This window comes from Candidatus Marithrix sp. Canyon 246 (assembly GCF_001723685.1).
Classification (GTDB): domain Bacteria; phylum Pseudomonadota; class Gammaproteobacteria; order Beggiatoales; family Beggiatoaceae; genus Marithrix.
In genome coordinates this window covers 59,482-73,962 of record NZ_MCBX01000005.1, presented here as the reverse complement: position 1 = coordinate 73,962, position 14,481 = coordinate 59,482, and the positions used below count along the sequence as shown (strand labels likewise).

General features: G+C 33.4%; 7 protein-coding genes. 2 read left to right on the top strand and 5 right to left on the bottom strand.

The window, feature by feature from the left end; genetic code table 11:
• Nucleotides 1–43 precede the first annotated feature (43 nt).
• Nucleotides 44–469, top strand: coding sequence for a rhodanese-like domain-containing protein (locus tag BHU68_RS05005; RefSeq protein ID WP_069470143.1), 426 nt, complete (start codon nt 44–46; stop codon nt 467–469).
• Here BHU68_RS05005 and BHU68_RS05000 read toward each other — a convergent pair.
• The gene (locus BHU68_RS05000; RefSeq protein ID WP_069470144.1) at nt 453–3,308 is read right to left on the bottom strand and encodes a Calx-beta domain-containing protein; all 2,856 of its coding nucleotides are present in this window, start codon (nt 3,306–3,308) and stop codon (nt 453–455) included. The two genes, BHU68_RS05005 and BHU68_RS05000, sit on opposite strands and share 17 nt — an antisense overlap.
• A gap of 457 nt (nt 3,309–3,765) precedes the next feature.
• Complete coding sequence (locus tag BHU68_RS04995; RefSeq protein WP_069470145.1) at nt 3,766–4,992, bottom strand: RNA-guided endonuclease TnpB family protein; 1,227 nt, start codon at nt 4,990–4,992, stop codon at nt 3,766–3,768.
• A gap of 447 nt (nt 4,993–5,439) precedes the next feature.
• Here BHU68_RS04995 and BHU68_RS04990 point away from each other — a divergent pair, with 447 nt between their 5' ends.
• Nucleotides 5,440–10,917: a beta strand repeat-containing protein gene (locus BHU68_RS04990; protein WP_069470146.1), complete on the top strand. Its 5,478-nt coding sequence runs from the start codon at nt 5,440–5,442 to the stop codon at nt 10,915–10,917.
• Between the two features lie 26 nt (nt 10,918–10,943).
• Here BHU68_RS04990 and glf read toward each other — a convergent pair whose 3' ends face one another.
• The 3 genes from glf to BHU68_RS04975 are packed head-to-tail and all read right to left on the bottom strand — an operon-like array spanning nt 10,944 to nt 14,349.
• A complete protein-coding gene (gene glf, locus BHU68_RS04985; RefSeq protein WP_069470147.1) occupies nt 10,944–12,068 on the bottom strand; it encodes a UDP-galactopyranose mutase in 1,125 nt (374 codons plus the stop codon).
• Between the two features lie 32 nt (nt 12,069–12,100).
• On the bottom strand, nt 12,101–13,258 hold the full coding sequence (locus BHU68_RS04980; protein ID WP_069470148.1) for an RNA-binding domain-containing protein: 1,158 nt from the start codon (nt 13,256–13,258) through the stop codon (nt 12,101–12,103).
• A gap of 17 nt (nt 13,259–13,275) precedes the next feature.
• Nucleotides 13,276–14,349, bottom strand: coding sequence for a DUF559 domain-containing protein (locus BHU68_RS04975; RefSeq protein ID WP_069470149.1), 1,074 nt, complete (start codon nt 14,347–14,349; stop codon nt 13,276–13,278).
• Between the last annotated feature and the right edge of the window lie 132 nt (nt 14,350–14,481).

The following is a 14,481-nucleotide window of genomic DNA, read 5'->3' as shown; positions in this document are numbered from 1 at the left end:
TTCCAAACATCAGTTATAATAAAATTTTTAATTTCAATCAATCATGAATATATTTAAATCTTTGCAATTAATATTAATTATATTAATCCTAAGCGCATGTAACAATCAGACTTCTTCTTATACTAATATTGATTATGCTGATTTAAAGAAATTGATGGCAAATGGTGCGGTTTTAGTAGATGTGCGCACTGCTCAAGAATGGAAACACACCGGTGTTATTGCTGGTAGTAAGACTCTTAGTTTCTTTTTAGCTAATGGTAAGATCAATCCAGATTTTGTGCCGCAATTACAACAGCTAGTTAAAGTGGATGATCATCTAATTGTAATGTGTCGCAGTGGTGGGCGTAGTGGTGTTGCTAGTGACTTCATCACTAGCAAATTGGGATATAAAAATGTTTATAATGTCCAAAATGGTATTATGGGATGGATTAAACAAGGTTATCCTGTCAGTTCTATGGGCATAAATTAATAGGAAATGCTGCACCAATGATTTTATCAGATTTACGGCGAGGATTGTCAAGAGTAAAAATTTCTTTACAAGTTTTAATCTCTATTAAACGCCATTTTAGAGTTTCATTTTCATTGGTGCTAAATAATATCCAATCCTGAATTAGTTCAATTGAATGTTTTTTGCCGCCTATTAAATTAGGGCAAATTTTATCGAAAATTGCGTTATCTTGATCATATTTCCATAAATCGTTCTCTATACTACCATAAAATATAGATTTATCTGTTAAAGTTAGAGTTTCTACAAATAGCGGCGTAGGTATAACTACAGTACCATTACCTTTTTTAAGGTCAATAGTAATCATTCCATGCCCTTGTGCCCATCCATACAAAGTGCCATTAGCATGAAAGGCTAAACTATCAACTTGTTTAAAACCAATGTCTCCAACCAAAAACAGTTTGCCAGTTAAACTATCTGCTTTATAGAGATTGCCTTTTTTACCTGATGAGGCATATATAAAATGAGTTTTAGGATCAATTGCTATATCCTGAATATCAAAATCTTTATTTAGTTTGCTTAATTTTGTTAATTTAAATTCAGGTACACTAATAGTAAAAAACTGAGATTGCTGTTGTGTATTCTGTTTGACATAGAAAAGTTGGCAAGAACTGGCTGGTTTTGGTGCCGCTGGTTCAGGATCATAAGGTTGTGCAGTAATTTGTTGCCAAAAATTCGCTATAGCTCCATCATTATCTCTAACTTTCAAAGTTATTTTATATATACCCGGATGATTAAATTGCATATTTGCTATTTTACCTGATGCTTCTAATCCATTGGATGAAAACCATTTATAATCAACAATTTCTCCATCAGAATCAGATGAAGCTGTTGCATCTAATTTTATCGATGTGGGTGCATCGAATGTTTTTGCAGAAAAGTGAAATTTAGCTATAGGCTGTTCAGTATTTGCTGGAGCTACTTTCATCTTAATTTTTATTTTTGCCACTGCATTAGGATCAGTTTTTGAAGTCGCCTTAACAGTAATGGTATTTTCTACGCCTTGAGTATTAGCTAAAGTGACATTTAAAGTAAAATTTTTAGGTTCTTTAGCTTCAATTTCAATTGGAGTAGTTAAAGCTGAAAATTGCCAATCATCTGCTTCACTAGTAGTTGTTAAAATATAATTATCAGTGTTTGTACCATTATTAAACAACCTTAATTCAATTGGCACCTTAGTTCCGGCAACTTCTGTCAATGGAAAAGATCTAGTATTAGTCACAGACAATTGAGCCAAATTAACTGTTTGACTTTCATCTATATCAGCTACAGTATTGCCTTTACATTTATTTATCTGATCAGCAAAAATTTCAAATTTTCTAGTAATATTAAAGGCATCATTAATAGTGTGTTGACAATGATTATCTTTAGTCAGCTTATTAATTATAAAATTAACAATACCTGTTTTCCAAACTGCTATAGTCATCTCATCAGCAACAACGCTATTTTTTTGTAATTGGCTTAAATCAAATTCGCTACTATCACCAGCAAAGATAATTTTTTCTGCACTAAAACTGGCATTTTTACCTGCAATAAGCTTATTTGGATGATTACCCCAATAAATTAAACTACCCTGATGTGCTTTAACAATACCATCTTGCAAATCCAAGAATAGCTTGATATTACCACCTTTACCAGATTTAGAAAAATCATTATTCACTTGCCCTGCGATATTTCCAGATAAAAATTCTTTAGAAATCAGCGCGTCACCACCTATACCGCTTTCAATAGTTCCATAATTTGCAGAAATAGCTTGTTGCTTCAAATTAGTCCAAATATGTATAAAACCACCATTACCACCATTGGTTGGACCATCAACTACATAAGTTTTATCATCATTTCTAGTACCTTCTCCTTCTGCTTTACCACCATCACCTGCTTTAATAACTCCGCGATTTTCCATATTAGTGGAATATATTTCGACACTACCGCCTAAACCACCTTGTGTTGGTGTACCTTGACATTTACCTATAGAATTACTAAGATATTGATAAGTCAAATCATCACCACCTTTACCAGCGATAATTTTTCCAGTATCTTTATTGATAAGTTTATCAGTCCGAATTTCGATGCGACTTCCAGCAGTAGCATGTTGAAAAAAATTACATTTTTCAATTGGTTTAGCAAAACCATTTTTACCATCCGCACCGCGTATCGTGCCATAATTATGAATTACAGCGGCATGAATTTCTAAACTAGCTTGACTTATGAGTTGCCCTTGCTTTTGAATACAAAATTCACCTTTATCTAATTTAATTGGTTCTGCTGGAGCAATAACATTATGTTCTATAATCACAATATCTCCTGCACGAGGAATTCTAGCTTGATTCCAAGTTTTTGCTTGATTCCATAAACCGCTATTTTGTGAACGTATAATATTATTAAGATACTTCTTCTCACAAGGATCATCATCATCATTAACAATAATAGTCATACTGGTAAGGATACCAAAACTTGCATCACCAGAAATTTTACTTAAATTAATAGTGAAATCTTCCTTCGCTTCTAGTTCATTATCATTAAGAATTGGAATTGAAATAAATTTATTACCACTTTCACCATCTTTCCATTTCAAAGTGCCAGATTTTTTAGTGTAATCATTACCAGCTTTTGCGCTACCATCACTAGTTGTATAATTTACTGAAGCTGCTTCCTTGCCATTAGAACGATTCACTGCTATTCTAATAGAACTGGCATTTTCATTAACAGTAGATTTAGTTTGTGAAAAGGATATAAAGCTGGCTTGTAATATACTGGGTATCAATATTAAACTACTAATAAGTAAAAATTTTCTTATATTCATGACTTAAATCCTTCATTATCAAATATATATTATTAAGCAATTTATTTACCATTCTAAATAATAACTTAATACAAAAATCCAAACAACCACAATGGAATTACATTTTTATAACCAGTATCAAGTTTATCACTATTAATATGAAAAAATGATGCTAAATCACTATCTATAGCTTTTAAGAAAAAGAAAAACTCTCAGACCTGACAGGTTTTTAGACCAAAATCTTTATCTGAAAAACTATATAAGTAGGTACACAAAAGTTTATTAACAAAAATAAGTACAACGAATTACGTGGATAAACAAATTATTTAAATTAAAAGATTTATACGTACTGACATAGTAATATTCAGCTTCTTTTTTTTTGGACATTCCTTGACACCTATCAGAGATAGGTAAAAGTATCCTTGATAATTAGCTTCGCTGACTTCGTATCACAGTCTGTTGATAGCATAAGCTGCAACTAGACCACTGGATGGGCTGTCTCATCCGATTGGCGACAACGTTCTAACAAGATTTGCTTTACCTTCTGAAAAGGAAGCCAACGATGAAGTTCCTTATCATCTGATCTTGCTTTCACATTGATCGCTGCATTCAAGTCCGCTTGCATAACCGCCCCGCACCCAGAGGCACAATGAAACGTGTCTCCAGTGCGTTTACCTAGGCAACCACACTTTGAACACGTTTGAGAAGTATATGCCGCATTGACTTGAACTACCCTAGAACCTCTTAGGGATGCCACAATATTAATGGCTTTAGCCATTAAACCTTTGACCCAACCGCTTAAACGACGATTGGTATTTTTACCTAAATTCTTTGATTTGAAAGTTTTTGTTAAGTCCTCACAAACTATTATTTTAGCTTTATCAACAACACCATTAACTGCCGTAAAAACAATCGTTTTTACCTTGGCTTGATGTAGTTGTGATCGTCTGTTAAGCTTTTTTCGACCCAAATTATTTTTTCTAATTCTTTTAACCTTTTTCGGATTTTTCTGCTCAAGCTTGCCCAAAACTGCTTTGATCTTATTGCGCCTTTGATATTTTATCTTTAGATAATCAGGTTCCTTTGATAAAACTTCACCTAAGCCCTTTCCATAAAAATCACCTTCAGAATCAACAAAAGCTTCAGTATAGCCTTTATCAATACCTATTTCCTTATCACCACAAACATGACCGTCAGTATTATCTATTGTGTAATGAATTTCCACACGTTTATCACGTAGAATTAATCTTATTTGTCCGGTAATAGAAAAATTTGTTCCTATAGGAATAGCAATGCGCTTACGCCTTATTAAACTTATAACTTCAAGATAATTTTTATTGTTATGCGAAAAACATTTATAGCTGCCGGGTTCTAAGACTATTTGATCTTTAGTGTGGTTTTTTCCATGTTTCCAGTATTTTCGCATTAACCTGCGCAAATACGAATCATTTACCCAATCATTTTTTAGCTTTTTAAATAATTCTTTAGGTTTGTCCTTATCATCTACATTCCTGAAAATATAACGAATAACTTTTTCTTTAGCTGCTTCTCTATTGGCTTTTATATCATTTAAGGCATCGGATAATGTAACTCGCCATATCCGTTGTGGTAAGTCGCACACTTTTTGATCAGCAATCCACCTGTCACGCACCGGACGGAACTTAGCACAATAGCCGCCAACTGAGCGCCGCCATAGCTGCGCCATACCTCTGTTCTAACAGCACCACAGCGTTTAGCTATTTTAACTAACTTGTCATATTTAGCTTGATTGAGGTCTTCGCTGTAAGCAATTCTGGTAACTTTTTTAGCTTTTTTCATTTAACTTAAGTTGAAAAGCCTTGTAAATTCATATATTATTGGGTTATGATGTCCAAATTTAAAGTAGCTGTTTTGTAGCACCATTTCTAAAAGTCTATTAGCATATCCAGATATATTCCAATCATAGCTGGATAATGACAAGAAAGTTTAGATAATATCGGTGTATAATATATATATATATATATATATTATACATAAATTTAATTGTTAATTTATGTATAATCATGGTATTATGTATTAGGAATGTTGCAAAATGTTATTACATGCAGATTCCTTACTAATTGCGGTAATCTTACTGTGATTAATTCATTTTAATATTGAGAGTATTTTTAATATGAAACCTGACCAATTTAAAAAAGCAGCACCACCGATTTTTAGGTGGTTGCTATTTGCTTTTATATTCCTGTCACAAGTGCCAGCTTATGCAGCGGCACCAACCTTTACAGTTGGTTATCCTCAAGTAGATACTGCTGATACCAAACATAGTTCCTTAGAGCTAAAAGTTCAAACCAATGAAACTGGTAAAGCTTATTATGTTGTATTAGCAAGCGGTGCAACCGCACCTAGTGATGCTCAAGTCAAAGCTGGGCAAGATAATTCTGGTAGTGCTGTTAACGCTGATAAAAAAGGTGTTTTAACTTTAACTGCTAATGCTGAAGCTAGTAGTTATATTATAGGTTTAACAGCAAATACAGATTATGATATTTATGTAGTAGCTGAAGATTCTGCTGCTACTCTAAATACTACTCCAATGCTAGGAAGTGTAACTACAGCGGTAGCACCGATTGATACTACTCCGCCAGTGTTTGATGATCTTGGTAATCCTATTACTGCTGGAGAAACTACAATTGAGTTTACAGTGAAAACTGATGAAACTGGTAAAGCTCATTATGTCATTTTAGGCAATGGTGCCACAGAACCAACAAAGGCACAAATTAAAAATGGACAAGATGATGCTAACACTGATGTAGATGCTACTAAAATAGGTGAATTAACATTAACTGCTAATACCGGGGCTGTTGCTTCTATCACTGGTTTAGCAGCTTCAACTCCTTATGATATTTTCGTTATAGCAGAAGATGCTGAAGGTAATGTCGCAACTATAAGTAAGCTTGATGTCTTGACATTAGCCAGTGCTGCTGCTCCAATCTTTAATAAGAAAGAAGCTGCAAATATTACAGAAGACGCTTTCGATTTAACAGTACAAACTGATAAAGATAGTACGGCATATTATGTTGTTCTTGATGATAATGCAGTTGATCCTTCTGCCGCACAAGTAAAAGCTGGACAAGATAATATTGGCACTGCTGTTAGTAAAACAGGTAATGTAGTCTTAACAGCAAATACTGATGGAACTGCTAATATTACAGGTTTAACTGCTACAACTAACTATGATGTATTTGTCATGGCTGAAGATTCAAGTGGTAATGTTAGTACTACTTATAAATTGGATGTATTAACATTAGCAGATACCACTGCACCAACTTTTGCAGCAACTTATCCTAAAGTTGATGGAATTACACAAACAACAGCAAACTTAAAAGTTCAAACTAATGAAGCTGGTAAAGCTTATTATGTACTTTTAACTGATGGTACAACAGCTCCAACAGTTGTTAAAACACATACTAATAAAGTAGAATTTACATTAAAAGCAGATACAGAAGCTAGTGATACTATTTCTAGTTTAACAGCAGGAACTGCTTATGATATTTATGTAGTAGCAGAAGATGCCGCTGGTAATATTGCAACTGCTGGAACATTTCCAATAGAATTTACTACTTTTGCATCTAATGGTAATAATATTACAGGCGCTTATGATAATGCAGGTAATACTATTACTCCTAGTGATACAATTACTGGAACTACAACCATAAGTAATGGTACATTAAATGGTACTTTTGATTTTAGTAGTTTAGATGTAACTCTAAATAATCTAACATTAGCAGCTAACGCTTCAATAACTGGTGGTAGGCTAGAAGGTACAATCACAGGTGATGTCAACAATCCAGCTATGTTGATAAATGTAACAATTGGTGCTAATGCAACATTAACTAATGTCATTATTGGTGATGGTGTAACTTTTGAACCCGGTGTAACTCTTATAGATGTTAGATTTGAGGGTGCAAATATAACTTTAGCTGATGTAACATTAAAAGGAACTATTACAATAGTTCAGACTTCTGTCACTGTGTTTACAAATGTACAATTTGGACTTAATTTCACAGCATTAAGTGGTGGTACCTTATCTGGTATAATTAAATCAGAAACAGGTTTCTCAGGTTCTGCATCATTGACAAGCTTAACTCTGAAAGATGTTACAGAGTTTAAAGCAGTTGGTGTATCTGTATCTGATGCTACATTCCAAGGAAGCTTTACAACTACTTCTACTACGGTTGTGTTTACAAATGTAATATTCGGACTTAATTTCACAGCATTCAGTGGTGGTACTTTGTCTGGTACAGTTGCAACAGCTCCCGGTTTCTCAGGTTCTGCATCATTGACAAGTTTAACTCTGAAAGATGTTACAGACTTTAAAGCAGTTGGTGTATCTGTATCTGATGCTACATTCCAAGGCGGTTTTATAGCTACTTCTACAGTTACTTTTACAAATGTAATATTTGGGCTTAATTTCACATCATTCAGTGGTGGTACTTTGTCTGGTACAGTTGCAACAGCTCCCGGTTTCTCAGGTTCTGCATCATTGACAAGTTTAACTCTGAAAGATGTTACAGACTTTAAAGCAGTTGGTGTATCTGTATCTGATGCTACATTCCAAGGCGGTTTTATAGCTACTTCTACAGTTACTTTTACAAATGTAATATTTGGGCTTAATTTCACATCATTCAGTGGTGGTACTTTATCTGGTACAATTGCAACAGCAACTGGTTTCTCAGGTTCTGCTTCATTGACAGGTTTAACTCTGCTAAATGTGACAAGCTTTACAATAGTCGGTATATCAGTAACTAATGTTACATTACAAGGTATTTTTACAACAACTTCTACAATTACTCTTACAAATGTAACATTTGGAACTGGCGTAACAATAACTGGTACTGGTATTAGCCTAGCAGGTACAATCCAACCTCTTACACCAAATATTGTTATTACTTTGACAAATTTGAATATTGCCGCTAATAGTATTGTATTACAAGGTATAACTCTTGGTTCTGGTGTAATTCAAGGTGCTGGAGTGCAGGTTATCACACAGACATTGAATCCTCCTCCAAGTATTATTACAAGTACTACTATTATAAATAATGTGAGTATTCCTGCTGGTGCAACTATAACAGGTGGCATATTAGGTGGTGCAATCATAGGTAATGCGCTAAATCCTCCTACTTTGAATGTGACTTCAATTTCTGCTGGTGCCATATTAAGTAATGTCATTCTTGGTGCTAATATAACAACTTTACCTCTTAATATTATTTTAGGTATAGGAGTTCAATTTACTAGCTTATCAATTCTACCTATTGGTTTTGACTTAACTTCAATTCTACCAGTCTTTGTTCCTCCTGTTATAGTAGGCGTGACTTTACCGCCAATAATAAGTTTAACTACTAGTATTGTAGTAGGTGATCCAACCTTATTCTTAGCGATAACTCCGGTAAGCACAGTTGCAGTTTTTGGATCTGAGGCAAAAATCAGCTTAAAAAAAGGAAGACTAAAAATTAAGCTTAAGGCAAAGCCCAATAAAAGACCAGCTATGTGTGGATTTAGACCATCTAGTGCAGGTTCAGGTGGTGAAAGAAGAAGAACTCTTCGCGCTTCTACTGGAAATGAATATGGATTTGGAAATGCATTATATCTTACAGCTAATGGTGTAGAAATTAAAAATCAGCCATCAGTACAAAACTTAGAAGCTTTAACAGCTAAGTTAAAAGAGATGGGATATTCAAATTTAACTGTCAAAGATAATGGTAATATATCTGTAGAAAAAGATGGTAAGACTATTAACTCCAGACCATCAATAACAAGTGATGAAGTGGATGATCCAAACACACCGCTTGGATTCAAAGATAATAAATTATTTGAAAAAGATGTACTAACAACATTTATCTTTGATGATGTAGATGAAGAAGATGGAACCACAAGACGTGCACAAGATCTATATCCTGCGCCAGCATCACTTGATGACATAACTGATGATTCTGTTACTATTCTGACTCAGAAAGATTCTGAAATGGCTGATTCTTATCCAGAAGATGGTAAAATTAAGTTTGAGTTGAATGGTAAAACTTATGAAGGTACATGGGATTATTATGTAGAAGAAGGAGCGTCAACAAGAGCACCCGGAATCACTGTTGCTGATAATTCAGATCACTACTTAATTATCTATACTGATGGTACTAAACAAAAACTATTTAAGGTTCCGGGTTCTGAAACTGATCCTATTATAACACCCCCTGTTCAACAAACAGACGGTGGTTCAGGCACAACTACTGATGAAGAAGAGACTAGTAATCTTGAGCAAGTAAACGGTAGTATTGACAATACTGGAATCTTGAAAGATATTGCTTTATCAAAAGATACTGTGATAGATGGTGGTATTCTACAAGGTACTATTACTGGATCAGCTGATGGATTTGCTAAATTAGATAATTTAGAAATTGTCGCTAATAGCCAAGTCAGTTATGTAACTTTTGGTAAAAATGTTACTTTTGGTAAAGGTGTTACTCTTAAAGACGTTGTATTCTTAGGTGCATCTATATTTGATGTGATATTAGAAGGTACTATTAGAACTTCTAGTTCTGGAACTGTGATCACAAATGCCACATTAAAAGCTAACGCTAAAGTTATTGGTGGTAAATTAGCTGGTATAATTAAAGGTGATAGTGCTGCTCCTGCATTGTTAGAATTCTTAACAATTGCAGCAAATAGTGAAGTCACTGATATTATCATTGGTGATGGTGTAGATTTTCTTGCTGATGCTAAATTAGGTACTGGCGTTAAATTTAGCAAAGCAGATAATATACCTTTCAATGTTGACTTAACTCAAACTCTACCGGGCTTTATAGATTCTCTAGCAGTAGATTTATCTGCTGATCTAGTTGTAGATGGTAAAGGTTTGTTAATTACTATTAATGCTCTACAAGTATTTGCAGCTAATAACTTTATTATGGATCAAAACGATAAGAGTGGAAATCTACAACTTAAAGTTGGCGATGTAACTTTTGCAGTTACTCCAATTAAAGTAAAACGTGTTGATGATTCTCAAACCCCCGCTGCTGATCAATCACTACGCTTAGGATTTGGAAATACAGTGTACTTTAAAACTGATTATGGTATCGAAGTTGAATCTCATCCAGCGCCGCAAGACTTAGCAACGCTAAAAGCTTTATTAGCTGCAATTGAAATATCAAAAATCAATATCACTGAAGAAGGTAATATTCAAGTACCTGTCAACAACACAGTTTGGTTTAGTGGCAGAGCAGCATTAGCAAGTGAACCAGCTGAAGCTGAAGAGAAAGTTGGCTTCAAAGTTAAAGGCGATTTAGTTGTATTAGTCTTTGAAAAAGACGGGCAAAAACGTGAACAAGTGCTATATCCAGCACCAGCCTCAAATGCCTTAATTCAACAAGCTGAAGAAGCATCATTAACCGAAAAAGGAATTTTATCCTTTAAACTTGGTGAAAAAGCTTATACAGGCAAATTGGATTATTTTGTAGAAAAAGGAGAAGCAACAGAAAGTTATGGAGTTACCGACATTGAAGATAGCAATGGAGATGGCTTAAAAGACTTTTTGATTACTTATCCTCGAGGTGACAAGCAAAAACTATTTGCTTTGCCACCTGCAGAAGCAGCTACTGAATAGTAGTTAGCATATAAACCTGACAGGTTTTAAAAACCTGTCAGGTTTTTAAACAAATGCAAAGCTCGCGCAACAGCTTGATCCATATTATAATATTGATACTCAGCTAAACGCCCCGCAAATAACACTTCACCTTTCAGTTTTTCCGCTTCTTGCTGATACTTTTTATATAATTCTTTATATTCATCTTTTGGAATTGGATAATAAGGAACATTTTCACCACGTTTATAAGCTTGTGGATATTCTTCTATATAGCTACTGCCATAACTACGTTGACCAGTTAAATGTTTAAACTCTGTGATTCTAGTATAATTATACTCATTCGGATAATTCACAGTTCCAACCGCTTGCATTTGATCTTGTTCAGTATAATGGAACTTAAAATCTAAGCTACGATAAGGCAATTCCCCATGTGTATGTTCAAAAAACTCATCAATTGGTCCAGTGAAAATCATACGCTTATATTGAATATCATTCATTATTTCTTGATATGAAGTATTCAATAACACTTTGATATTAGGATGATTTAACATACTTCTAAACAAAGCCGTATAACCATGCTTAGGTAAACCCTGATAACTATCCTGAAAATAGCGATTATCACGACTAATATAAATTGGCACCCGCGCCGTTACTGATGGTGCTAACTCTTCTGGTTTTAATTCCCATTGTTTTAAGGTATATTTATGAAACACATTATCATAAATATAATCAGCTAAAAATTTTAAATCATTATTTTTAGCAGTTTCACGAATTTTCAAAATCGGCACTTTAACATTAAAGCCATATTCCTCAATTAATTGCTGTGATAATTTCTCAGCATAATGACTTGGAAATAAAGCAGATAAAGTATTTAAATTAAAAGGAATTGGTACTTCTTTACCATCAACAACTCCTAAAACCTGATGATAATAACTGCGCCATTCAGTAAATTGAGCTAAATAATCCCAAATATACTGTGCATTAGCATGAAAAATATGTGGTCCATATTTATGTACCAATATACCTTGTTCATCATAATAATCATAAGCATTACCAGCAATATGATCACGTTGTTCAACAATTAAGACTTTTTGGTTTAATTGAGAAGCAATACGTTCAGCTAATACACTGCCAGTAAAACCAGCTCCAACAATAAGCCAATCAAATTTCATTTTTTTCTCCAATATGTTAATAAGGTGTTGATTTAAAATGGTAGAGTGACAGAAAATTCTTCACCTATTTCTTGAAATATAACTTCTTTATTTTGCTGTTTAGCGGTTCTATATACCATAGGTAATCCTCGCCCCAATTTGTCTATATAACGTAAATTTTCCATAAATTTTACTATAATTGGATTAGGAGCGTAAGAAACACCTAATTTAATTTTTTCAATAGACACGCTATTGGGTAAACGCCCGGGGCTAATAAATTCAATCCTATCATCATACATAAAAATTCTAATTCTGGAACCACTGATTGCATAATTTCTATGTACACAAGCATTTACCAGTAATTCGCGAAAAACTTTATCTGGATAAATGAAATTAGTATTTACTGTTTTAGCTCCTTTAATAATAGAAGGATTAAGTATATTATTTTTAATAATAGCCAACATAGTATCAATTTGAAAATCAAGATTACCAGTAACCACTTGCTTATCAATCAGTTCCTCTGTAATATCTGAACCTGCAAAGTGGGCAAAAGAAATAGAAGCATTATGTAAATAACGTTGTGGATTAATTCCAAAAATTAATAATCCAGCTATAGTTGCTTGACCAGATTCAGTTAATATATCAGTATTAATTAATATACTTTCATGATTTTCTTCTTGCAAAAAATCTATTTGATAATTGTCAAAATACTGATCAATTTTATTTAAATTCAAATCTTTAATTGAAGTACGATCAACAGCTATTTGGTCATAATGAAAAACACCACTTTGTTGAAATAAACGCATTAATTCAGCTTGAGTTGCTATACGATTTGTTGAACCAATACGAATTAAAAATTGATGTTTATAAGTTTGATAAGGTTTATCTTTACCTTTAGCTATTTCGACTTTATAAATCAGCTTATTATGATAATGAATCTGTTCTATCTCAATATCAATGGGAGGATTCACATTATTTCTAGCAATATTAGTAATCCATTCTTCATAATTTTTATTAGATTCTTCAACTCCAGTAATATCGCCATTATCTTCAACACCTAACAATAAGATACCACCTTGACTATTTGAAAAAGCAACAAATTCTTTAGCAATTTTATCAACACTAACTTTAACTGATTTAAATTCTAAGCCACTATTTTCACCTTGTGCGATTAATTTATCTAAATTGGCAGATGCTGTTATATTTTCCATAAATGTGATAGATATTATTAAAGATAATCATGTAAGGAATTACTAGTATTATTATTATATATATCTTTGATATTATATAACTTAATAACTGTTCCGATTTTAGCTTGCAAAATACCATTAAACAAAGTTTCTAACTGAATTTTATGATGGAAACGCACCATACTATAGCGTTGTTTAATAAACTGTTCTCGTTGTTTTTCTAGTTTTTTGTCATAGTATTGATGGTTATCATAACCGTTACATTCTAAAATTAGCATCAGCTTTTCAATAAAGAAATCAGCTTTGTAGTTACCGATAGGATAATTACAGTGCAAACCAAATCCAGCAAAAACTTTAGTCAAAACTTTCCGCCATTCGATTCCAATTACCGTATCCATGCCAACAGCTATTTTACCAACATCTTCTAAGTGATAACCGTTCATGCGTGGAGCTTTATAACCCATTGAACGGATGGTTGAGTAATCTAATTTAATCGGTTGAATTTCATTTTGATGTTTTCTAAGAAAACTATTTAAGGTACTTTCAGGAACATCAAGGAATTTTGTAATGTCTTTTTTTATGGCAACATCTTCATTAACTGAACAACTAAAACCAAAGTCTTTGAGTAATTTAGCGGCATCTTGATAATGCTGCTGAGCAGTTTTCTGAATATCAATAGATAAGCCAGCGGCTTGTTTTATAGAAACTTCTAATGCAGTTCTAGTCAAAGCACAAACTAAGATAGAACATCTTTTTCCAATATGCAATTGATTTTTCTGAAGTGCGCTATGTGCAGATGCCATAACATAAGCACGAATGATTGCTTCTATAAAATTAGTATTGTACACAACAATTTTCCTACCTTCATAAGGGCTATTTTGGGATACCACTTTTACTAAAGTAGTCTTCATGCCCAAACCCTGATCAATAAAGGGCTGAAGCGTTTTTGGAGGCCAAGTAGTCTTCATGCGGTTTAATGCCATTTGGTTCATTCCCAACAAATCAGCAGTACCACGTTCACTCATAACTGCTGTGCCATCATTTAACACATATCCATCACAAATTATACCCGGTATTAATTCAACTTTTCCATAATGTATAGCTTCTTGCATAAATAATATTCCTCATAATAAGTCTCAGACCTGTCAGGTTTTAAAAACCTGACAGGTCTTTAGGTCAAAATCTTTATTATAACATTATTAGCCAATCAAAATATTTTGTGCATGAAAATCGCATAAACAATT

Excerpts from the sequence above, each read along its gene's own strand:
- BHU68_RS05005 (WP_069470143.1), top strand. The coding sequence starts at position 44 with ATGAATATATTTAAATCTTTGCAATTAATATTAATTATATTAATCCTA.
- BHU68_RS05000 (WP_069470144.1), bottom strand. The coding sequence starts at position 3,308 with ATGAATATAAGAAAATTTTTACTTATTAGTAGTTTAATATTGATACCC.
- BHU68_RS04995 (WP_069470145.1), bottom strand. The coding sequence starts at position 4,992 with ATGGCGCAGCTATGGCGGCGCTCAGTTGGCGGCTATTGTGCTAAGTTC.
- BHU68_RS04990 (WP_069470146.1), top strand. The coding sequence starts at position 5,440 with ATGAAACCTGACCAATTTAAAAAAGCAGCACCACCGATTTTTAGGTGG.
- glf (WP_069470147.1), bottom strand. The coding sequence starts at position 12,068 with ATGAAATTTGATTGGCTTATTGTTGGAGCTGGTTTTACTGGCAGTGTA.
- BHU68_RS04980 (WP_069470148.1), bottom strand. The coding sequence starts at position 13,258 with ATGGAAAATATAACAGCATCTGCCAATTTAGATAAATTAATCGCACAA.
- BHU68_RS04975 (WP_069470149.1), bottom strand. The coding sequence starts at position 14,349 with ATGCAAGAAGCTATACATTATGGAAAAGTTGAATTAATACCGGGTATA.